This is a genomic window from Serratia quinivorans, from assembly GCF_946227985.1.
In the GTDB taxonomy this organism is placed as follows: Bacteria; Pseudomonadota; Gammaproteobacteria; order Enterobacterales; family Enterobacteriaceae; genus Serratia; species Serratia quinivorans_A.
On sequence record NZ_CAMKGL010000005.1, the window covers coordinates 38,673 to 61,870 of the forward strand.

Annotated in this window: 18 protein-coding genes; 15 read left to right on the forward strand and 3 right to left on the reverse strand. The window is 57.6% G+C overall.

What is annotated here, in order from left to right; genetic code table 11:
• Positions 1-84: 84 nt before the first annotated feature.
• A complete protein-coding gene (locus OCH02_RS14750; RefSeq protein ID WP_261431868.1) occupies positions 85-648 on the forward strand; it encodes a GNAT family N-acetyltransferase in 564 nt (187 codons plus the stop codon).
• Positions 642-1,151, forward strand: coding sequence for an AAA family ATPase (locus OCH02_RS14755; RefSeq protein WP_261431869.1), 510 nt, complete (start codon positions 642-644; stop codon positions 1,149-1,151). The genes OCH02_RS14750 and OCH02_RS14755 overlap by 7 nt, the downstream gene beginning before the upstream one ends.
• Positions 1,152-1,156: 5 nt before the next feature.
• Here OCH02_RS14755 and OCH02_RS14760 read toward each other — a convergent pair whose 3' ends face one another.
• Positions 1,157-2,110, reverse strand: coding sequence for an aldo/keto reductase (locus OCH02_RS14760; protein ID WP_261431870.1), 954 nt, complete (start codon positions 2,108-2,110; stop codon positions 1,157-1,159).
• Positions 2,111-2,380: 270 nt separating this feature from the next.
• Here OCH02_RS14760 and OCH02_RS14765 point away from each other — a divergent pair, with 270 nt between their 5' ends.
• Genes OCH02_RS14765 through baeR form a run of 6 tightly spaced genes read left to right on the forward strand, consistent with a single transcriptional unit; the run spans position 2,381 to position 13,345 of the window.
• Positions 2,381-3,610, forward strand: a complete 1,230-nt coding sequence (locus OCH02_RS14765; RefSeq protein ID WP_261431871.1) for an MdtA/MuxA family multidrug efflux RND transporter periplasmic adaptor subunit — start codon at positions 2,381-2,383, stop codon at positions 3,608-3,610.
• Positions 3,610-6,729 (forward strand): MdtB/MuxB family multidrug efflux RND transporter permease subunit, encoded by a 3,120-nt coding sequence (locus OCH02_RS14770; RefSeq protein WP_261431872.1) that lies wholly within the window; start codon positions 3,610-3,612, stop codon positions 6,727-6,729. The genes OCH02_RS14765 and OCH02_RS14770 overlap by 1 nt, the downstream gene beginning before the upstream one ends.
• Positions 6,726-9,806, forward strand: a complete 3,081-nt coding sequence (mdtC, locus tag OCH02_RS14775) for a multidrug efflux RND transporter permease subunit MdtC (RefSeq protein WP_261431873.1) — start codon at positions 6,726-6,728, stop codon at positions 9,804-9,806. Before OCH02_RS14770 ends, mdtC begins: the two co-directional genes overlap by 4 nt.
• A 10-nt stretch (positions 9,807-9,816) precedes the next feature.
• Positions 9,817-11,247 (forward strand): MFS transporter, encoded by a 1,431-nt coding sequence (locus OCH02_RS14780; protein ID WP_261431874.1) that lies wholly within the window; start codon positions 9,817-9,819, stop codon positions 11,245-11,247.
• The gene (baeS, locus tag OCH02_RS14785; RefSeq protein WP_261431875.1) at positions 11,247-12,629 is read left to right on the forward strand and encodes a two-component system sensor histidine kinase BaeS; all 1,383 of its coding nucleotides are present in this window, start codon (positions 11,247-11,249) and stop codon (positions 12,627-12,629) included. The genes OCH02_RS14780 and baeS overlap by 1 nt, the downstream gene beginning before the upstream one ends.
• The gene (baeR, locus tag OCH02_RS14790) at positions 12,629-13,345 is read left to right on the forward strand and encodes a two-component system response regulator BaeR (RefSeq protein WP_041418654.1); all 717 of its coding nucleotides are present in this window, start codon (positions 12,629-12,631) and stop codon (positions 13,343-13,345) included. The genes baeS and baeR overlap by 1 nt, the downstream gene beginning before the upstream one ends.
• On the opposite strand, the gene OCH02_RS14795 is transcribed toward baeR, so the two are convergent.
• Entirely contained in the window at positions 13,342-13,728 is a 387-nt protein-coding gene (locus tag OCH02_RS14795; RefSeq protein WP_261431877.1) for a type II toxin-antitoxin system VapC family toxin, read from the reverse strand. The genes baeR and OCH02_RS14795 overlap by 4 nt on opposite strands.
• A gap of 2 nt (positions 13,729-13,730) precedes the next feature.
• Entirely contained in the window at positions 13,731-13,994 is a 264-nt protein-coding gene (locus OCH02_RS14800; RefSeq protein WP_261431878.1) for an antitoxin, read from the reverse strand.
• 352 nt (positions 13,995-14,346) lie between these two features.
• Here OCH02_RS14800 and OCH02_RS14805 point away from each other — a divergent pair, with 352 nt between their 5' ends.
• From OCH02_RS14805 to OCH02_RS14835, 7 genes are all read left to right on the forward strand, one after another.
• Positions 14,347-14,685, forward strand: a complete 339-nt coding sequence (locus OCH02_RS14805) for a YegP family protein (protein WP_261153149.1) — start codon at positions 14,347-14,349, stop codon at positions 14,683-14,685.
• 301 nt (positions 14,686-14,986) lie between these two features.
• Complete coding sequence (yegQ, locus tag OCH02_RS14810; RefSeq protein ID WP_261431880.1) at positions 14,987-16,339, forward strand: tRNA 5-hydroxyuridine modification protein YegQ; 1,353 nt, start codon at positions 14,987-14,989, stop codon at positions 16,337-16,339.
• A 488-nt stretch (positions 16,340-16,827) separates the two neighbouring features.
• Positions 16,828-17,745 carry a lipid kinase YegS gene (gene yegS / locus OCH02_RS14815; protein WP_261431881.1) on the forward strand — a complete coding sequence of 306 codons (918 nt, stop codon included), beginning with the start codon at positions 16,828-16,830 and terminating at the stop codon, positions 17,743-17,745.
• Between the two features lie 180 nt (positions 17,746-17,925).
• Complete coding sequence (gene manD / locus OCH02_RS14820; RefSeq protein WP_261431882.1) at positions 17,926-19,140, forward strand: D-mannonate dehydratase ManD; 1,215 nt, start codon at positions 17,926-17,928, stop codon at positions 19,138-19,140.
• A gap of 14 nt (positions 19,141-19,154) precedes the next feature.
• On the forward strand, positions 19,155-20,171 hold the full coding sequence (locus tag OCH02_RS14825) for a Zn-dependent oxidoreductase (RefSeq protein ID WP_261432032.1): 1,017 nt from the start codon (positions 19,155-19,157) through the stop codon (positions 20,169-20,171).
• Positions 20,172-20,259: 88 nt separating this feature from the next.
• Complete coding sequence (locus OCH02_RS14830) at positions 20,260-21,549, forward strand: MFS transporter (protein WP_012146274.1); 1,290 nt, start codon at positions 20,260-20,262, stop codon at positions 21,547-21,549.
• A 58-nt stretch (positions 21,550-21,607) separates the two neighbouring features.
• Positions 21,608-23,080 carry a mannitol dehydrogenase family protein gene (locus OCH02_RS14835; protein WP_261431883.1) on the forward strand — a complete coding sequence of 491 codons (1,473 nt, stop codon included), beginning with the start codon at positions 21,608-21,610 and terminating at the stop codon, positions 23,078-23,080.
• Positions 23,081-23,198 lie beyond the last annotated feature (118 nt).

Sequence of the window (23,198 nt, forward strand, 5' to 3'; positions counted from 1 at the left end):
TACCCCATTGATTATGCTATTGGGCGCAGCATGCAGCGCCCCTACCATGAAACCGCGAAGCACTTGGTTATTGGAGGAAAGTCGATGAGCGCTATACCCTCTCTCGAAAGCGACCGCTTGCTGTTGCGCACCTGGCGCGACCAAGATCTGCCTGCATTCACCGCACTCAATGCCGATCCACAGGTGATGCGTTATTTCCCCGCCCCGCTGACAGCCGAACAAAGCCACGCGCAGGCTGACAAAATTCGTCAATTCATGCAGCAAAACGGTTGGGGTTTGTGGGCAGTGGAAGAAAAAGACGGCGCGCCTTTTATCGGTTTTGTCGGGTTGGCGATCCCGGCGGACGATCTGCCCTGCTCTCCCTGCGTAGAAATCGGCTGGCGGTTAGCGGCAACGCACTGGGGCAAAGGTTATGCCTCTGAGGCCGCCGGTGCCGCACTGTGCTACGCCTTCGAACAGCTGGATTTAGCTGAAGTCGTGTCTTTTACCGCCGAAAACAACGGGCCATCACGCCGGGTAATGGAGCGCATTGGCATGACGTCCCACGGCGAGAGTTTCCTGCATCCCCGACTGCCGCAGGGCCATCCGCTGCAAAAACATGTCCTGTATCGGCTGACACAACAAACCTGGCGGGAGCAACAATGCTGATCGTTTTTTCCGGCCTGCCGGGCAGCGGTAAAACTACACTGGCGCGGGCGCTGGCTAGCGCATTACCCGCAATGCATCTGCGAATCGATACCCTTGAACAAGCAATCCGCAACAGCGGAGCTTTGGCCAATGACATTGGCCCGGCGGGATATTTTGCCGCTTATGGCGTCGCCGAAGATAACCTGCGCCTGGGTCACACCGTGATTGCCGACTCAGTCAATCCGCTGCCCGTCACGCGTGAGGACTGGCATAGCGTTGCACTACGGGCCGGCACTGCCTGCCTGGATATTGAAGTGGTCTGTTCCAACCGCACGGAACACCGCCGACGAGTCGAGACCCGCGACGGTGATATTGCCGGGTTACGGTTGCCCAATTGGGAAAGTGTCACCGCCCATGATTACACGCCCTGGAGCACACCGGTGGTGTCGATTGATACCGCTGGGCGCACCGTTGAAGCCTGCCTGGCGCAGTTGCTGTCATTGATTAACACCGTCCGCAGCTAACCCGATTACCAGGCGCTGGCCTGGTTCAGAGTGCCGATATCCTCGGCATCCAACCGCAGTCGGGTGGCGCTAACCAGCTCATCCAACTGCTTTAACGACGTGGCACTGACGATCGGTGCAGTAATGCTGGGCCGCGTTATCAGCCAGGCCAGTGAAACCTGCGCCGGTGAGGTATGATGTTTCGCCGCAACGCTATCCAACGCCGTCAGAATTTTTAAACCGCGCGGATTAAGATATTGCGCAATCACTCTGTCACCACGCTGACTCTTGCCAATATCTTGCTCGCTGCGGTATTTGCCGGTCAGGAAACCGCTGGCCAGCGAGAAGAAGTTAATCACCCCCAGGCCATGGCGCTGCGCCACCGCTTCCAATCCTTGCTCGTAACCTTCTCGCGCATACAGATTATATTCCGGCTGCAGGGTTTCGTAACGCGCCAACCCTTCCCGTTCGCTGACGTTCAGTGCCTCTTCCAGACGATCGGCCTGATAGTTGGAAGCGCCTATCGCTCGCACCTTGCCGGCCTTGATCAACGCATCAAACGCCGCCAGGGTTTCCGCCAGCGGCGTATCCCGGTCGTCATCATGGGATTGATAAAGGTCGATATAGTCGGTCTGCAAACGGCGCAGTGAATCCTCCACCGCCTGCTGGATATAGCGCGGCGACAGCCCCTGTTTGCCTTCGCCCATCGGCTTGCCCACCTTGGTGGCAATAATTACCCGATCGCGCTTGCCGGTTTTTTTCAGCCATTGCCCAATGGTCGTCTCCGACTCGCCCCCCTGATTGCCCGGTGCCCAGCTGGAATACACGTCGGCGGTATCGATGAAATTGAGCTGGTTCTCCACCAGCGCATCCAGCAGGCTAAATGAGGTTTCGCGATCGGCAGTCCAACCAAACACGTTACCGCCGAAGGTCAATGCCGGTACTTTAATGCCGGAACGGCCCAGTTCTCTGTTGCTCATTGTATGCTCCAAGGGAATTAATGATTCGCAGGGTAATTATTAGCGCCAAACCGAGAAATAGGCCAAAACGTATTGGCTATAAGCCGGATTAAGTCTCTTATAAGGCAGGCATGCACAAATCTGCAACTTATTAGGACAATGCTGACGCTTACTCCATATTTCCTTCATTTTTATGCCGTCTTGACTGGCTAAACTAGTATTCTGTAAGGAGTGTAACTTTTTTGGCAATGAGTGCCCGCACGCCTGCCTTTTGGAGAGATTTTCGCCACCATGAATGCAAAAAACCCACGTCGTTCACTGATACTGCGCCTGCTGGTGGTGGTCATTGTGGCAATTGCCGCCACGCTGATTTGGCGTCACTTCAGCGCTTCACAACCCGCGCCGGGTGCCCGCCAAGCAGCGAGTGGCAAGGCGGCCGGTGGCCGACGCGGGGCACCGATGTCACCGGTGCAGGCGGCCACCGTCACACAGCAGACGGTACCACGCTATCTTTCCGGGCTGGGCACCGCGACCGCCGCCAACACCGTGACCGTCACCAGCCGGGTTGACGGCCAACTGATGGCAGTCCACTTTACCGAAGGTCAACAGGTCAAGGCCGGCGATTTACTGGTTGAAATCGACCCACGCCCGTTTGAAGTGCAACTGACCCAGGCGTTGGGGCAACTGGCCAAAGACCAGGCCACGCTCGCTAACGCCCGGCGCGATTTGGCGCGTTACCAACAACTGGCCAAAACCAATCTGGTTTCTCGCCAGGATCTGGATACCCAATTGTCCTTGGTGCAACAGACTGAAGGGGCGATCAAAGCCGACCAGGGCACGGTCGACAGCGCCAAACTGCAAATCACCTACAGCCGCATCACCGCGCCGATCGACGGTCGCGTCGGCCTGAAACTGGTGGATGTCGGCAATTACATCACCAGCGGCAGCACTACCGGCATTGTAGTGATCACCCAAACTCACCCTATCGACGTAGTGTTTACCCTGCCGGAAGCCAATATCAGCGACTTGCTCAAAGCGCAAAAAGCCGGCCCGGTCAGCGTCGAAGCCTGGGATCGCACCAACCAAAATCAACTGGCAACCGGTTCATTGCTGAGCCTGGATAACCAAATCGACACCACCACCGGCACCATCAAACTCAAGGCTCGTTTCACCAACGAGGACGATGCGCTGTTTCCCAACCAGTTTGTGAATGCACGCCTGAAGGTGGCGACGCTGCACGATGCCATGGTCATCCCACCCGCGGCGCTGCAAATGGGCAACGAAGGCAACTTCGTCTGGACCCTGAGTGAAGAGAACAAAGTCAACAAACACCTGGTCACCACCGGCATGCAGGATAGCCAACAGGTGGTGATCACCGCCGGCCTGAACGCCGGCGATCGGGTGGTCACCGACGGTATTGATCGCCTGACTGAAGGCATGCAGGTAGAAGTAGTGACGCCGCAGACGGCTCCGGCAGCGGCTAAGCCGAGCCAACCATCGCACGCTCAGGGGAAATCCTGATGCAGGTGATGCCACCTAACCCCGGCGGCGGCCCATCCCGCCTGTTTATTCTGCGCCCGGTCGCGACCACGCTGTTGATGGTGGCGATCCTGCTGGCGGGGATTATCGGTTATCGCGCCCTGCCGGTTTCCGCCCTGCCGGAAGTCGATTACCCGACCATACAGGTGGTCACGCTGTACCCCGGTGCCAGCCCGGACGTGGTCACTTCGGCCATCACCGCTCCGCTGGAGCGCCAGTTTGGCCAGATGTCCGGTCTGAAACAGATGGCATCGCAAAGCTCCGGCGGCGCTTCGGTGGTGACACTGCAATTCCAGCTTGAGCTACCGCTCGACGTCGCCGAACAGGAAGTGCAGGCGGCGATCAACTCCGCCACCAACCTGTTACCCAGCGATCTGCCCTACCCGCCGATTTACAGCAAGGTTAACCCTGCCGATCCGCCGATCCTGACGCTGGCCGTGACTTCATCCGCCATGCCGATGACTCAGGTGGAAGACATGGTGGAAACCCGCGTGGCGCAGAAAATTTCCCAGGTCACCGGCGTCGGGCTGGTCACCCTCTCCGGCGGCCAGCGGCCGGCGGTGCGCGTAAAACTTAATGCCGCGGCCGTTGCCGCCTACGGCCTGGACAGCGAAACCATCCGCACCGCCATCAGCAATGCCAACGTCAACTCCGCCAAAGGCAGCCTGGATGGCCCGACGCGCTCGGTCACGCTGTCCGCCAATGACCAGATGAAGTCTGCTGACGATTACCGCCAACTGATTGTCGCCTATCAGAACGGTGCGGCGATCCGCCTGCAAGATATCGCCACCATCGAACAAGGCGCAGAAAATACCCGGCTGGCTGCCTGGGCCAACAAACAACCGGCCATTGTGCTGAACATCCAGCGCCAGCCGGGGGTGAACGTGATCACCACCGCCGACAGCATCCGCGAGATGCTGCCCCAGTTGATCAAGAGCCTGCCAAAATCGGTCGACGTCAAGGTACTGACCGATCGCACCACCACCATCCGCGCCTCGGTCAGCGACGTGCAGTTCGAACTGTTGCTGGCGGTGGCGCTGGTGGTGATGGTGATTTACGTATTCTTGCGCAACGTGCCGGCCACCATTATTCCTAGCGTGGCGGTACCGCTGTCGTTGATCGGTACCTTTGCCGCCATGTACTTCCTGGGCTTCTCAATTAACAACCTGACGCTGATGGCTTTGACCATCGCCACCGGGTTTGTCGTCGATGACGCCATCGTGGTGATCGAGAACATTTCGCGCTATATCGAAAAGGGCGAGAAACCGCTCGACGCGGCGTTGAAAGGGGCCGGTGAAATCGGCTTCACCATCATTTCACTGACCTTCTCACTGGTGGCGGTGCTGATCCCGCTGCTGTTTATGGGCGATATCGTCGGCCGACTGTTCCGCGAGTTTGCGGTAACGCTGGCAGTGGCGATTTTGATTTCCGCCGTGGTTTCGCTGACGCTGACGCCGATGATGTGCGCGCGCATGCTGAGCCACGAGTCGTTGCGTAAGCAGAACCGTTTTTCCGCCGCCTCCGAGCGTTTCTTTGATCGGGTTATCGCCCGCTACGGCAAATGGCTGAAGACGGTGCTCAACCACCCGTGGCTGACCCTGGGCGTGGCATTCAGCACGCTGGTGCTTACCGTCTTGCTGTACCTGCTGATCCCGAAAGGCTTCTTCCCGGTGCAGGACAACGGCATTATTCAGGGCACGCTGGAGGCACCGCAGTCGGTGTCGTTCAGCAATATGGCCGAACGCCAACAGCAGGTGGCGGCAGAAATTCTTAAAGATCCGGCGGTGGAAAGCCTGACGTCGTTTGTTGGCGTCGACGGCACCAACGCCACGCTCAACAGCGGCCGGTTGCAGATCAACCTCAAGCCCTTAAGCGAACGCAGCGAGCGTATTCCGGCCATCATCACCCGTCTGCAGCAGATGAGTACCCAGTTCCCCGGCGTGAAGCTGTATCTGCAGCCGGTACAGGATTTGACTATCGATACTCAGGTCAGCCGCACCCAGTACCAGTTCACCCTGCAGGCGATGTCGCTGGACGATCTTAGCCTGTGGGTACCGCAGTTGATGGCGGAACTGAAACAAACGCCGCAGTTGGCGGACGTGACCAGCAACTGGCAAGATCAGGGCCTGGTGGCCTATGTCAACGTCGATCGCGATTCGGCCTCTCGCCTCGGCATCAGCATGAGCGACGTGGATAATGCGCTGTACAACGCCTTCGGTCAGCGGTTGATCTCCACCATTTACACCCAGGCCAACCAGTACCGCGTGGTGCTGGAACATGACGTCAGCACTACGCCAGGGCTGGCGGCGCTGAATGATATCCGCCTGACCAGCAGCAACGGCACCATAGTGCCACTGAGCACCATCGCCAAAATTGAACAGCGCTTCGGGCCGCTGTCGGTTAACCATCTGGATCAGTTCCCGGCGGCCACCATCTCCTTCAACGTCGCGGGCAATTATTCGCTCGGTGAAGCGGTCGATGCCATCACCCTGGTGGAAAAAAACCTCAACCTGCCGAAAGACATCACCACCCAATTCCAGGGCGCGACGCTGGCGTTCCAGGCAGCGCTGGGCGGCACCCTGTGGCTGATCCTGGCGGCGGTGGTGGCAATGTATATTGTGTTGGGCGTGCTGTATGAGAGCTTTATTCACCCGGTAACTATTCTCTCTACCCTGCCCACCGCCGGAGTAGGCGCCTTGCTGGCGCTGATGATGGCCGGCAGCGAGCTGGACGTGATTGCCATTATCGGCATCATCCTGCTGATCGGCATCGTGAAGAAAAACGCCATCATGATGATCGACTTCGCACTGGCCGCCGAGCGGGAACAGGGCATGACGCCGTATGACGCGATTTATCAGGCCTGCCTGCTGCGTTTCAGGCCGATCCTGATGACCACGCTGGCCGCGTTGCTGGGCGCACTGCCGCTGATGCTCAGCACCGGCGTCGGCGCGGAGCTGCGCCATCCACTCGGGGTTTGTATGGTCGGCGGACTGGTGATGAGCCAGATCCTGACGCTGTTCACCACGCCGGTTATCTACCTGCTGTTTGACAAGCTGGCGCGTAATACTCGTCACCAGCCGGATGCGCAGGAGCTGCCGTGAAATTCTTCGCCCTGTTCATCTACCGGCCGGTCGCCACTACGCTGCTGACATTGGCCATCGCCATCAGCGGCGTGATCAGCTTCAGCCTGCTGCCGGTCTCGCCGTTGCCGCAGGTCGACTATCCGGTGATTTCGATCAGCGCTTCGCTGCCGGGTGCCGATCCGGAGACCATGGCCTCGTCGGTGGCAACGCCGCTGGAACGCGCACTGGGCCGGATTGCCGGGGTCAATGAGATGACCTCGATGAGCTCGCTGGGCAGCACCAGGGTGATTCTGCAGTTCGATCTCGATCGTGATATCAACGGGGCCGCGCGTGATGTACAGGCAGCGATTAACGCCGCACAAAGCCTGTTGCCCACCGGTATGCCAAGCCGCCCCAGCTACCGTAAGGTCAACCCGTCCGATGCACCGATCATGATCCTGACGCTGACCTCGGATACCTACAGTCAGGGTCAGCTTTATGACTTCGCCTCTACCCAATTGGCGCAGAAAATCGCCCAGACCGAAGGGGTAGGTGACGTTTCGGTCGGCGGCAGCTCATTGCCTGCGGTGCGGGTCGAACTCAACCCGAGCGCCCTGTTCAATCAGGGGATATCGCTTGACGCCGTACGCAAGACCATCAGCAATGCCAACGTGCGCAGGCCACAGGGCGCGGTAGAAAACCAGCAGCAACGCTGGCAGCTCCAGGCCAATGACGAGCTGAAAACCGCCAATGCCTATCGGCCGCTGATTATCCACTACAATAACGGCTCGGCGGTGCGCCTAAGCGACGTGGCCGAAGTCAATGACTCGGTACAGGATGTGCGCAACGCCGGGATGACCAATGCCAAGCCGGCGATCATTCTGGCCATCAGCCGGGCGCCGGACGCCAATATCATTGAAACCGTCGATCGGATCCGCGCCGAACTGCCCACACTGCAAGACAATATTCCGGCATCGATCCAATTGAATATCGCCCAGGATCGCTCACCGACCATCCGCGCCTCACTGGCCGAGGTCGAGCAGTCGCTGGTGATTGCCATCGGGCTGGTGATCCTGGTGGTGTTCATCTTCCTGCGTTCCGGCCGCGCTACGCTGATCCCGGCGGTAGCGGTGCCGGTCTCGCTGATCGGCTCCTTCACCGCCATGTATCTGTGCGGCTTTAGTCTGAATAACCTGTCGCTGATGGCGCTGACCATCGCTACCGGCTTCGTGGTCGACGACGCTATCGTGGTGCTGGAGAATATTTCTCGCCACATCGAGGCCGGCATGAAACCCATTAATGCGGCGCTGGTCGGGGTGCGTGAAGTGGGCTTCACCGTGCTGTCGATGAGCGTCTCTCTGGTGGCGGTGTTTATTCCGCTGCTGCTGATGGAAGGCCTGCCCGGCCGCCTGTTCCGCGAGTTTGCCGTCACCCTGTCGGTGTCGATCGGGCTGTCGCTGATAATCTCGCTGACGCTGACCCCGATGATGTGCGCCTACCTGCTGCGCCACCAGCCGCCGCGCTCGCAGCGGCGAGTACGCGGCTTCGGTAAAATGCTGTTGGCGCTGCAAAAGGGTTATGGCCGTTCGCTGAGCTGGGTACTCGGCCACTCGCGCTGGGTGCTGGCGGTGTTTTTAGCCACCATCGCGCTCAACGTGTGGCTGTACGTCAGTATTCCAAAAACCTTTTTCCCGGAACAGGATACCGGCCGGCTGATGGGCTTTATCCAGGCCGATCAGAGCATTTCCTTCCAGGCTATGCGCGTTAAGCTGGAAGATTTCATGAAAATCGTGCGTGAAGATCCGGATGTGGAAAACGTCACCGGTTTCACCGGCGGCTCACGCACCAACAGCGGCTCGATGTTTATCTCGTTGAAACCCCTGTCGGTGCGCAGTGATGACGCGCAGAAAGTGATCGCCCGCCTGCGCGCCAAATTGGCCAAAGAGCCGGGTGCCAGCCTGTTTCTGATGGCGGTGCAGGATATTCGCGTCGGTGGACGACAGGCTAATGCCAGCTACCAATACACACTGCTGGCAGATGACCTCGCCGCACTTCGCGAGTGGGAACCGAAAATCCGCACTGCGCTGGCCGCCTTGCCGGAGCTGGCCGACGTCAACTCCGATCAGCAGGACAAAGGCTCGGAAATGGACCTGGTTTACGATAGAGAAACCATGGCCCGGCTGGGGATTTCGGTTTCAGACGCCAATAACCTGCTGAATAACGCCTTCGGCCAGCGCCAGATTTCGACCATCTACCAGCCGCTCAATCAGTACAAGGTGGTCATGGAAGTCGCACCGCCCTATACCCAGGACGTCAGTTCGCTGGACAAGATGTTCGTGATCAACAAGGACGGCAAGGCGATCCCGCTGTCCTACTTCGCCCGTTGGCGACCTGCCAATGCACCGCTGTCGGTCAACCATCAGGGGTTGTCGGCCGCCTCGACCATCTCGTTTAACCTGCCGGATGGCGGCAGCCTGTCTGACGCCACCGCCGCCGTAGAGCGCACCATGACGGCGCTCGGTGTCCCGGCCACGGTACGAGGTGCCTTTGCCGGTACTGCTCAGGTATTCCAGGAAACGCTGAAATCCCAACTGTTGCTGATCGCCGCCGCCATCGCCACGGTGTATATCGTGCTCGGCATCCTCTATGAAAGCTATATTCACCCGCTGACCATCCTGTCCACCCTGCCCTCTGCCGGGGTCGGCGCACTGCTGGCACTGGAGCTGTTCGGCGCGCCGTTCAGCCTGATTGCGCTGATTGGCATTATGCTGCTGATCGGCATTGTGAAGAAAAACGCCATCATGATGGTCGACTTTGCCCTGGATGCACAACGCAACGGCGGTATCAGCGCACATGACGCCATTTTCCAGGCTTGCCTGCTGCGTTTCAGGCCGATCATGATGACCACACTGGCGGCACTTTTTGGCGCACTGCCATTGGTGTTGAGCCACGGCGACGGCGCAGAGTTACGTCAACCGCTCGGCATCACCATCGTGGGTGGCCTGATCGTCAGCCAATTGCTGACGCTCTACACCACCCCGGTGGTTTACCTGTATTTTGACCGGCTGCAGATGAAATTCCGTCGCGGCAAGAAACTGGATCCTTTGCCCCAATAATGGCTGATTGATGCTGATAAAACACACCGCCTCAGTACAGTGGCAACTCTGGATTGTGGCATTCGGCTTTTTTATGCAGACGCTGGATACCACCATCGTCAACACCGCCCTGCCGTCGATGGCCGTCAGCCTGGGGGAGAACCCGTTGCGCATGCAGTCGGTGATCGTCTCCTATGTGCTGACGGTGGCGGTCATGTTGCCTGCCAGCGGCTGGCTGGCGGATCGGGTTGGCGTTCAGCGCGTCTTCTTCAGCGCTATCGTGCTGTTCACGCTGGGGTCGATCCTGTGTGCCCGCTCAGAAACGCTGAACGAACTGATCGCCTCGCGCGTGGTGCAGGGTATCGGCGGTGCAATGATGGTGCCGGTCGGCCGGTTGACGGTGATGAAAATTGTCCCACGCGAACAGTATATGGCGGCGATGACCTTCGTCACCCTGCCCGGCCAAATCGGCCCGCTGATGGGGCCAGCGCTGGGTGGTTTTTTGGTGCAGTACGCCAGCTGGCACTGGATTTTCCTGATCAATATTCCGGTGGGGATCGCCGGGGCCATCGCCACGCTGCTGCTGATGCCCAACTACCGCATGCAGACCCGGCGCTTCGACATCAGCGGCTTTATCCTGCTGGCAATCGGTATGGCGACGCTGACGCTGGCGCTTGACGGCCACAAAGGCATGGGGCTGTCCGCTACCGCCATCGCCGGGCTGGTGGTGGCCGGCGTAGCGGCGCTGGCCGGTTACTGGTGGCATGCTCAGGGCAACAGCCGGGCCCTGTTCTCGCTACGGTTGTTCAAAACCCGGACCTATAAGGTTGGGCTAACGGCCAGCCTGCTGGGTCGTATCGGCAGCGGCATGCTGCCGTTTATGACGCCGCTGTTTATGCAGGTCGGGATGGGCTTTTCCCCGTTCCACGCCGGGCTGATGATGATCCCGATGATCATCGGCAGCATGGGGATGAAACGCATCGTGGTGCGGGTGGTAAACCGTTTCGGTTACCGCAACGTGCTGGTGGCCGCAACGCTGATGCTGGCGCTGATCAGCCTGAGCTTCCCGCTGGTCGCCATGCTCGGCTGGATCTGGCTGCTGCCGGTGGTGCTGTTCTTCCAGGGCATGGTCAACTCGCTGCGCTTCTCGGCGATGAATACCCTGACGCTGAAAGATTTACCGGACCGGCTGGCCAGCAGCGGCAACAGCCTGCTGTCAATGGTGATGCAACTGTCGATGAGCCTCGGCGTCAGCATCGCCGGTATTCTGATCGGCAGCTTCGCCCATCACCAGGTGGTCACCGACAGCCCGGCTATCCACAGCGCGTTTATTTACAGCTACTGCTGCATGGCGTTAATCATCGCCCTGCCCGCGCTGGCCTTTGCCCGCGTCCCGGCCGATACCACCACTAACCGTACGCTGACCAAAGAGCCGGGCACCGGCTCCACGAGGTTGCAATAATGAAAATAGGCATTACCGGTAAACTGTTCATGGCGATTTTCGCCACCTGCATGCTGGTGTTAATCACCATGCACTGGGGTGTGCGTGTCAGCTTCGAGCGCGGGTTTATCGACTACATCAAGAACAGTAACGAGCAGCGCATCAACATGCTGAGTGAAGCGCTTGAAGAACAGTACAGCCGCCACGGCAACTGGATCTTCCTGCGCAATAACGACCAGGTGATTTATCAGATCATGCGTTCGTTCGAACAAAACAGCGGCAGCAGCCATAATCTGCCGCCCAAGGGCTGGCGTACCCAGTTCTGGGTGGTCGACAGCCAGTTTAACCGGCTGGTGGGGCATTCCGGCCCGCTGCCAAAGGAAGGCCCGCGTCATCCCATCCGCTACAACAATGAAATTGTCGGCTGGGTGATCACCACCCCGGTTGAGAGATTGACGCGCAATACCGACATCAACTTCGACCAACAGCAAAGACGCACCAGTTGGATGATTGTCGCCCTCTCTACCCTGTTGGCAGCAGCGGTGACCTGGCTGATGTCGCGCGGATTACTGGCACCGGTCAAACGCCTGGTAGCAGGTACCCATCGGCTGGCGGCGGGGGATTTCAGCACCCGTGTGGTGGTCAGTAGCCAGGATGAACTGGGCCGGCTGGCGCAGGACTTTAACCAACTCGCCACCTCACTGGAAAAAAATGAACAGATGCGGCGCGCCGTGATGGCCGACGTCTCGCACGAATTACGTACCCCGCTGGCGGTGTTGCGCGGCGAACTTGAAGCCTTGCAAGACGGCGTGCGCCAACCCACCCCGGCCTCGCTCAGCTCATTGCTGGCGGAGGTCACCACCCTGACCAAGCTGGTGGACGACCTGCACCAGCTGTCGTTATCCGATCTCGGCGCGCTCGCCTACCGTAAATCACCGGTCGATTGCGTGCACCTGCTGCAAGTTGCGGTCGCCAGCTTCCGCGACCGGTTCCGCGCCAAAGGGCTGGAAATCGTGACCCTGTTGCCTGAAAAGGCACCGCTGTTTGGCGATCCAGACAGGCTTAATCAGCTGTTTAACAACCTGCTGGAGAACAGTCTGCGTTATACCGACGCCGGCGGAAAGCTGGAAATCGGTGCAGAGCCGTTGCCGGGGAGCCTGCGGATTTACTGGCAGGACAGCGCGCCGGGCGTCAATGACGAGCAACTGGCGCGCATTTTCGAACGCTTCTACCGTACCGAAGGTTCGCGTAATCGTGCCAGCGGGGGCTCCGGACTGGGGCTGTCGATCTGTCAAAACATCGTGGAAGCCCACAACGGGAAAATCTACGCACAGCACTCGCCTTTGGGCGGCGTGCGGATTACTGTAGAATTCGCCACCCCGGTAATGAATAAGGCGTCATGATGGAAACCCAGAATCAACCGTTGCAAATTATGATTGTTGAAGATGAACCCAAGCTTGGCCAACTGCTGGTGGACTACCTGCAGGCTGCGGGATACGCCACGCATTGGCTGACCAATGGCAGCGAGGTGGTGCCGGCGGTACATGCCCATTCCCCTGCCTTGATCCTGCTGGATCTGATGCTGCCGGGCAGCGACGGGTTGACGGTTTGCCGCGAGTTGCGCCGCTTTACCGATATTCCGGTGGTGATGGTGACGGCAAAAATCGAGGAGATCGATCGCCTGCTGGGGCTGGAGATCGGCGCAGATGATTACATCTGCAAACCTTACAGCCCGCGTGAAGTGGTCGCCCGGGTGAAAACCATTCTGCGTCGTTGCTACCGCCCGTTGGACAATACGCAGGAAGAAACCCAGCTTCACATTGATGAACCGCGCTTTCAGGCGAGTTATCAGGGCCAGATGCTGGATCTCACCCCCGCCGAATTCCGCCTGCTGAAAACGCTGGCCAGCCAGCCGGGCAACGTGTTCTCACGCGAACAACTGCTGAATAATCTGTATGACGACTACCGGGTCGTCACCGACCGTACCATCGACAGCCATATCAAAAACCTGCGGCGCAAGCTGGAACTGATCGACGGCGAGAAGTCCTTTATCCGTTCGGTGTACGGCGTGGGCTATCGCTGGGAAGCCGAGCCTTGCCGGCTGGTGAATGGGCTTTAAGTCCAGTCTTCCACTGCCAGGCCTGGCACCATGGTGAACGCCTTATCGTTAGTCACGATCGTCGCACCGCGGCTCTGCGCGTGTGCGGCGATAAGCTGATCCAAAGCCCCCATCGCCCGCCCGTTTTTCGTCATCTCCGCCCGCATAGTGCCATAGCAATGCGCGGCTTCACTGTCCCAGGCATAGACCGTCACGGAATCAAGGAATGCCGCAACCGTCGCTTTCAGCGTCAGACTCTGCCGTTTGGCGACGCCATAGCGCAATTCAGCCTCGGTAATGCTGGAAATGCAGACCGCAGAAGGCGGGATCTTTTCCATTAAGCCGAGCAGACGAGGGTGCCGGCGAAAGAGCTGGCTGACCGTATTGGTATCAAACATATACATGCTTATTCTTCCCCGGCAAAGGGATCGCGGGTGGCCATCCCCTGCTGACGATCCTCCGCGGTCAGGAAGTCCTGCGGTACCTGCGTTTGTGCGATCATTTGCAGCAGCGGAGCCCAGCTATCAGGTTTCGCCGGATATTTCGATAAAATCACGTTTCCCTCCCGATCGCGGCGGATATACACGCGATCTGTATCGAATTCGAATTCCACGGGTAATCTCACCGCCTGATTTCTGCCGTTTTTAAACAGCTTCGCGATCCTTTCCATTTTCATCTCCTCTGACAGGCATAGGCCTAAGCATATGCCTGTTGAGCTTCGATGCCAAGATGCTGTGCTTATTTTTTAACCGCCATTTGCACAGCGGGCCAACCTTAGCGCGTCATCGCCGCCGGTGAAATACTGCCTTGGCAATAATGCGGCACGCTGCGCAAGCTTTCAGCATCACAATCTGCCATTAGCTACTCGTGCTACAGCACTTTTCGCTGGCTGAAACTCAACGCCGGCGCAAAAAAATCGCCTGTTTTTTGCGCTATGGTGCGCAAGTCAGGTTTATTAGCCGCCCAATTTCAAGCTATTGGCTACACTTACATCACTTATCGGAACCCACAGGAGAGGAACCATGGCAATCGGTCACTATGAGCTGAAAAAAGCAAAAAATGGACAGTACCACTTCAACCTGAAAGCCAGTAATGGCGAAATCATTCTGGCCAGTGAGATGTACGCCAGCAAGGCCTCGGCGGAGAATGGCATTGCCTCGGTGCAAACCAATTCCCCCCACGAAGCGCAATATGAACTCAAGCACAGCACCAGCAATCAGCCTTACTTTGTGCTGAAGGCCAAAAACCATCAGGTGATCGGCGTCAGCGAAATGTACAGCTCTGAAGCTGCTGCAAAAAACGGCATTCAGTCGGTAATCAAAAACGGCCCGAACACCGACGTGCGCGATTTGAGCGCATAACATCATCTGAGCGACGCGCGATGGCCGCCATCGCGCGTTTTTCTTATGACCAGGATCAATCTCCCTGTAATAAATCCGGTTACCTGCTGATTTCTTACCGCTCTGCCGCTACAATCCCCCGCTTTTACTGCGCCATTTGGGGCGCGTTATACCCACTGGCTTTCATACGGCAGCTAGGCGGCTAGTTCGTGAGTCTCCAAGAGCTTGGTAAACCAAGTGGCTGGGGTGAACGAATGCAGCCAACAACGCTGCAGTTAGAAAGACAGAGGTATACTGACCTGAAATCAGACCGAGACTCATTATGTTTACACCGGAACTCCTCTCCCCGGCGGGGACGCTGAAAAACATGCGTTACGCCTTTGCCTATGGCGCGGACGCCGTTTATGCCGGCCAACCGCGTTACAGCCTGCGGGTGCGCAATAACGAATTCAATCACGAGAATCTGGCGCAGGGGATTAACGAAGCCCACGCGCTGGGGAAAAAATTCTATGTGGTGGTGAATATCGCCCCGCACAACGCCAAGCTGAAAACCTTCCTGCGCGATCTTAAACCGGTGATCGACATGGGCCCGGACGCGCTGATCATGTCCGATCCAGGCCTGATCATGATGGTGCGCGACGCCTTCCCGCAGATGGACATTCATTTGTCGGTACAGGCGAACGCGGTTAACTGGGCGACGGTGAAATTCTGGCAGCAAATGGGGCTGACGCGAGTGATCCTGTCGCGTGAGCTGTCGCTGGAGGAGATCGCCGAGATCCGCACCCAGGTACCGGAGATGGAACTGGAAATCTTCGTCCACGGTGCCCTGTGCATGGCCTACTCCGGCCGCTGCCTGTTGTCCGGTTATATCAACAAACGCGATCCTAATCAGGGCACCTGCACCAACGCCTGCCGCTGGCAGTACAAAGCGGAAGAAGGCAAAGAGGACGAGACCGGCAACATCGTGCATATGCACGAGCCGATCCCGGTACAGACCATAGAGCCGACGCTGGGCATCGGTGCGCCGACCGACAAAGTGTTTATGCTGTCCGAAGCGCAAAAACCGGATGAGTACATGAGCGCCTTTGAAGACGAACACGGCACCTACATCATGAACTCGAAGGATTTACGCGCCATCCAGCATGTGGAACGTCTGACTCAGCTCGGCGTGCATTCGCTGAAAATCGAAGGCCGTACCAAATCCTTCTACTATTGCGCGCGCACCGCACAAGTCTATCGCCGCGCCATCGACGACGCCGTCGCGGGCAAGCCATTCGATCCGACCCTGCTCACCACGCTGGAAGGACTGGCCCACCGGGGTTACACCGAAGGCTTCCTGCGTCGCCATGTGCACGAAGCCCAGCAAAACTACGATTACGGTTCCTCACTGTCTGAACGCCAGCAGTTTGTCGGTGAATTCACCGGCGTCCGCCGTGAAGGTTGGGCAGAAGTGGATGTGAAAAACAAGTTCATGGTCGGCGATAGTGTTGAGATGATGACTCCGGGCGGTAACGTCTTGTTTACCCTGGAGAGCATGCAAAATAAGAAAGGTGAAGCGATCGACGTGGCACCGGGCAACGGGCATATCGTTTATTTGCCAATTCCGTCAGATATCGATCTCAATTACGCATTGCTGATCCGAAATTTGCCGGATACCAATAGTCCTGCGGTGTAAAAATTCCGCCCGCTATCTTTTAATGCTGGTTTTTGGCAAATATTAGAATTAGATCACATCAATTAGTGCGCAGCTTGGTTAACATCAGGCTGCTTAAAACTAAGAACGAAAAATATTTGCATAGCAATACTAGGAACCACCTCCTTAGCCGGTCCAATCTCCCTTGGACTGGCTTTTTCTTTGGTTTCAGCTCACGATTCCTTATAGCCTCGCTAATATAACGCTCCCTTATTCAAATCGTCATGTTATCCACTTTTAATAATCTGCCGTTCTTCTGATGATATAAAAATAATGCGGCAGCAATTAATTAATCCATTAACAATAATCGCTAACTTATCGACCTCGCATATCTCAAACTACGTCAATTATGCAGGAATAATCTCTGCCAGACGGCAACCCGCCAGAATTAACTGAATATTCTGATGGATTGCCACTGATGGGTAGTTTATCGTTGCCCACTATCTGTTAACAGCCGGGAGATATTGGGAATGCATCCACCAGCACCAGCGCTGCTTATCATCAACGGCAAAGGCGCCGGCAACGAAGAGGTTCGTCTTGCAGTACAGAATCTGCGGGATGAAGGCCAAACCCTGCACGTTCGCGTCACCTGGGAGCAGGGAGACGCCGCGCGCTATGCTCAGGAAGCCTGTCGGCTTGGGGTGGCCACGCTGATTGCCGGTGGTGGCGATGGCACCATCAATGAGGTGGCAGCTGCATTGGCAGCGTTACCGGCTGACAGCCGGCCGGCATTAGGCATTTTGCCGCTGGGTACTGCCAACGACTTCGCCGTGGCCTGCAATATCCCGCTGATGCCGGAGCTGGCGCTGCGGTTGGCGGTGAAAGGCCGTGCAGTCCCGATAGACCTGGCGAAAGTTAACGATCATCGCTATTTCATCAATATGGCAACCGGCGGTTTTGGCACCCGCATCACCACCGAAACGCCGGAAAAACTGAAGGCCGCGTTGGGCGGCGTGTCCTATTTTATTCACGGCTTGCTACGCATGGACACGCTCAAAGCCGATCGCTGCGAGATCCGCGGTCCGGATTTCCATTGGTCCGGTGACGCGTTGGTGATTGGTATCGGTAATGGCAAGCAGGCCGGAGGCGGACAGCAATTATGTCCGGATGCACTGATCAACGATGGCCTGCTGCAACTACGGCTGTTAATCGCTGACGAACTGTTACCGACACTGATCGCCAGCCTGTTTAACGATGAAGAAAACAAAAACGTGATCGGTGCTGCCCTGCCGTGGCTGGAAATCGATGCGCCCCATGAAATGACCTTTAATCTCGACGGCGAACCGCTTAAAGGCAGGCATTTCCGCATTGAAGTGCTGCCGAACGCCATCGAATGCCGCCTGCCCCCCAACTGCGAGCTGCTTGGGCAAACCCAGTCTCCCCAATAACCCCTTAATCCAGGGCTCGGCCCGTGCGCTGAGCTCCTGTTGATCTTCTGTTCTCTCCCCTCCTATCCGCGACAAAATGTGATCTTCTCCGGCAAATCCATTACATCATACTTGTATGGTAGTCTGTTTATGGCGTATTTTTCGTTCATTATGATGACCCGTGGGAACAGGATTAGACGTATGAAGATTATCAACGCAGAGGTTTTTGTGACCTGCCCTGGCAGGAATTTTGTCACGCTGAAGTTAACCACTGACGAAGGGATTACCGGTATCGGCGATGCCACCCTCAATGGCCGCGAGCTGCCGGTAGCCTCCTATTTGAAAGATCACGTTTGCCCGCAGTTGATTGGTCGTGATGCCCACCAGATCGAAGACATCTGGCAGTTCTTCTATAAAGGTGCTTACTGGCGGCGCGGTCCGGTCACCATGTCAGCTATCTCCGCCGTAGACATGGCGCTATGGGATATCAAGGGCAAAGCCGCCAACATGCCGCTGTATCAGTTACTGGGCGGCGCATCGCGCACCGGCGTAATGGTTTACTGCCACACCACCGGCCACTCCATCGACGAAGTGCTCGACGACTACGCCAAGCATAAAGAGTTGGGCTTTAAAGCCATTCGCGCCCAGTGCGGCGTACCGGGCATGAAAACCACCTACGGCATGGCCAAAGGTAAAGGGCTGGCTTACGAACCTGCCACCAAGGGCAACTGGCCGGAAGAACAGCTGTGGTCAACGGAAAAATACCTCGATTTCACCCCCAAACTGTTCGAAGCGGTGCGCAATCGCTTTGGTTTTGATGAACACTTGCTGCACGACATGCACCACCGGTTGACGCCAATCGAGGCGGCACGCTTCGGTAAAAGCGTTGAGCAGTACCGCCTGTTCTGGATGGAAGATCCAACGCCTGCGGAGAATCAGGAATGCTTCCGCTTGATCCGCCAGCACACCGTCACGCCGATCGCCGTCGGCGAAGTGTTCAACAGCATCTGGGACTGCAAACAGCTGATTGAAGAGCAGCTGATCGACTATATCCGCACCACACTGACCCACGCCGGCGGCATTACCGGCATGCGCCGTATCGCCGATTTTGCTTCGCTGTATCAGGTGCGTACCGGGTCACACGGGCCATCCGATCTGTCGCCAATCTGTATGGCTGCGGCGCTGCACTTTGATCTGTGGGTGCCGAACTTCGGCGTCCAGGAATACATGGGTTACTCCGAACAAATGCTCGAAGTGTTCCCACATAGCTGGAGCTTTAACGACGGCTATATGCACCCAGGCAACAAACCAGGGCTGGGCATTGAGTTCGACGAAAAACTGGCCGCCCGTTATCCGTACGAACCGGCTTATCTGCCGGTCGCGCGCCTGGAGGATGGCACCCTATGGAACTGGTAACAGGAGAAAGCGCCATGCAAAGCGTGGTCATTGAACAGCCCGGCCTGCTGGCCATCCAGCAGCGCCCCCTGCCACAGCCGGCGGCCAGCGAAGTACGGGTAAAGGTTAAATTTGCCGGTATCTGTGGTTCTGATGTGCATATTTACCATGGGCATAACCCGTTCGCCCGCTACCCACGAGTGATCGGCCACGAGTTTTTTGGCGTGATTGATCAGGTCGGCAGCGATGTCAGTCCGCTGCGGCTCGGCGAACGCGTTTCGGTCGATCCGGTCGTCAGCTGCGGCCATTGCTATCCTTGCTCCATCGGTCGTCCCAATGTCTGCACCGAGCTGCAAGTGATCGGTGTGCATCGCGATGGCGGTTTCAGTGACTATGCCTGTGCCCCGGCGCGCAACGCCTACCGCATTCCGGACAGCATCAGCGATCGTCACGCCGCCATGGTCGAACCCTTCACCATTGCCGCCAATATCACCGCGCATCTACAGCCCAATGCCAATGATATTGCACTGATCTACGGTGCCGGGCCAATGGGGCTGACGGTGATCCAAACGCTGAAAGGCGTCTACGGCGTGAAGCAGGTGATCGTCACCGATCGCATCAGGGAACGACTGGTGATGGCACAGGAAAACGGCGCCGACTGGACGTTCAACAATGCCGAAGCGTCATTGCCCGCCGAGCTGGAACGACGCGGTATCCGCCCGACGTTGATCGTCGACGCCGCCTGCCATCCGGCCATTTTGCAAGAGGCTATCAATCTGGCGTCCCCGGCAGCGCGCATCGGCATCATGGGGTTCTCCGGCGATGCCTGCACCATTACTCAACAAAGTATCACCAGTAAAGAGCTGTCAATTTTCTCCTCGCGCCTCAACAGCGCACGCTTCCCACAGGTGATCGATTGGATGGCCAGCGGGAAAATCGACCCGCAGAAACTCATTACTCACTGCGTGCCGGCCAACGAGGTTGAACAGGCGATGCTGATGTTCGAAAAAGATCAGCGCACCTGCTGCAAGGTGTTGCTGCAATTTGACTGATTGATTTACCAGGGCTGAGGGCGGCAGGAAAGCGCCCTCTACAACCACGAAACTTCGCGATTAAAACAACATTAAGTGGAGTGCATTTATGTTTAAAAACCTGCGTTGGACCATCGTATTCCTGTTGTTTATGGTTTACATGATCAACTACCTCGACCGCGTCGCGCTGTCGATTACCGTACCGATGATCGAGAAGGATCTGATGTTGAATGCCGAGCAGTTCGGCATCATCTTTGGCAGCTTCTTCTTCGGTTACGCCATCTTTAACTTTATCGGCGGGCTGGCGGTAGACAAATTCGGCCCGACGTTGGTACTCGGCATCGCCGTCGGCCTGTGGTCTATCTTCTGCGGCATGACGGCATTAGCCACCGGTTTCTATTCCATGCTGATCCTGCGCGTACTGTTCGGCATGGCCGAAGGGCCGATCTGCGCCTCCGCCAATAAAATGATCAACGGCTGGTTCCCGAAGAAACAGGCGGCGACCGCGATGGGCCTGCTCAGCGCCGGTTCCCCTTTGGGCGGTGCCGTGGCTGGGCCGATCGTCGGTTATCTGGCGTTGGCGTTCGGCTGGCGGCCGGCGTTTATGATCATCTGCTCGATCGGCATCGTCTGGATGCTGGTGTGGTTCTTCGTGGTCGCGGATAACCCGGCGAAAAGCAAACGCGTCAGCGATAAAGAGCTGGCGCTGATTAACCAGATGAAGGAAGAAACCCACAGTGCCGAAGAAGAGCTGAGCAATGCCGCTCACGGGCTGGGTTACTACCTGAAGCAGCCGATCATCCTGGTCACTGCATTCGCCTTCTTCTGCTACAACTACATCCTGTTCTTCTTCCTGAGTTGGTTCCCATCGTACCTGGTGCAGGCGCATAACCTGAACATCAAGGAAATGAGCCTAACCACCATGATCCCATGGATTGTCGGCTTTGTCGGGTTGGCGCTCGGCGGCTATATCTCCGACAAGATTTTCAATATCACCGGCAAGCTGTTGCTGTCACGCAAGATCGTGCTGGTCACCAGCCTGCTGGCGGCGGCTGTCTGCGTGGCACTGGCGGGTACCGTCAGCAGCGTGGTACCTGCGGTCATGCTGATGTCGGTATCGATCTTCTTCCTGTACATCACCGGGGCGATTTACTGGGCCATTATCCAGGACGTGGTGCATAAATCCCGGGTCGGTGGCGCCAGCGGCTTTATCCATCTGGTCGGCAGCGTTTCCGGCATCATTGGCCCGGTGGTGACCGGCTACATTGTGCAAAACACCGGCAAGTTCGACAGCGCCTTTATGCTGGCGGGCGGCGTGGCCGCGCTCGGGGCGGTGCTGGTATTGCTGGTGATCAAAGCGCCGCGCAATAGCGTGCAGCCGCAAATATCAAAACCCTAACGCATCCGGGGCGGCTGACGTCGCCCCGTTTTCTGCCCCCACCTTCAGGAATTCCAGCATGACACTTTCCAGCAACAGCCTGCTGCCGGCGGCAGTTGCGCAGCCGGGTTACGCACGCGAAAAGATTAAACCGCGCATCGTGCACCTTGGCTTTGGCGCGTTTTTTCGTGCGCATCAGGCGGTTTACGCCGAACAACTGGCTAACGAGCACGCCAGCGACTGGGGTTACTGCGTCATCAGCATGCACAACGGCCGGCAAAAAATCGCCGACCTGCAGCAGCAGAATTTGTTGTACACGGTCGCCGAAATGGACAACGACGGCTGGCGCGCTCAGGCGATCGGCGTTGTCAGGCAGGCGTTGCACCTGCAGGTTGACGGACTGGACGCCGTGCTCGAGGCCATGACACAGCCGGAGGTGGCCATCGTTTCGCTGACCATCAGTGAGAAAGGCTACTGTTACCAGCCTGCCAGCGGCCAGTTACTGGCGGAACATCCTGATATTCAGCATGACATCGCCAACCCGCTGCAGCCGCAATCCGCCCCCGGTCTGATCCTGGCTGCACTGCGGCGGCGGCGGGAACGGGGGCTGCCAGGGTTTGCCGTGATGTCCTGCGACAACATGCCGGCCAACGGCCAGGTAACCCGCAACGTGCTCAGCCAGTTGGCACAGCGGCAAGATGTGGAACTGGCCGCGTGGGTCGAACAACAGGTCGCGTTTCCTTCAACCATGGTCGACCGCATTGTCCCGGCTGTCACGGCGGAAACACGGCAACACATCGAGGCTTTACTCGGTGGCATCGCCGATCCGGTTGCTGTCGCCTGTGAGCCCTTCCGCCAATGGGTGATCGAAGATAACTTTCCGCAGGGACGCCCGGCGTGGGAAAAAGCCGGGGTCGAACTGGTCAGCGACGTGCTGCCCTACGAAGAAATGAAGCTGCGGATGCTCAACGGCAGCCATTCGTTTCTCGCTTATCTGGGCTATTTGGCCGGTTATACGCATATCAGCGACTGCATGCAGGACGACTATTTCGTCAAAGCGGCGCGGCACCTGATGCTGGCGGAGCAAGCACCGACGCTGCAGGTCCACGACATGAATTTGACGCAATACGCCGACTCACTACTGGCCCGTTACCGCAATGCCGCGCTAAAGCACCGAACCTGGCAGATCGCCATGGACGGCACGCAAAAACTGCCGCAGCGCCTGCTGGACGCCATTCGTTGGCATCTGGCGCACGGCAGCGATTTCAGCTGTCTGGCTTTAGGCGTCGCCGGTTGGATGCGTTACGTTAGCGGCAAGGATGAACAGGGCCGGACGATTGAGATCAGCGATCCTTTAAGTGAACGCCTTGCCGATTTGGTCGGCAACAGCCGCGAAGGCCCGCAGCGGGTGCTGGCTCTGCTGCAGCTCGATACGGTGTTTGGCCGCGATCTTCCTGACAGTCCGCGGTTCGTCAGTGCCGTAACCGATGCCTATCTGGCGCTGTTGGCGCAGGGTGCCAAAGAGAGTGTGGCCAGACTACTGCCCGTTTGATCTGGATAAAACGCTGGGTGGATCCACTCAGCGTTCGCCTGGCTACATTAAGAATTATCCGACGCAACAGCAAGATAATCTGCTAGTATGGTGGCATCCAAATCCAAGCCAGATGACC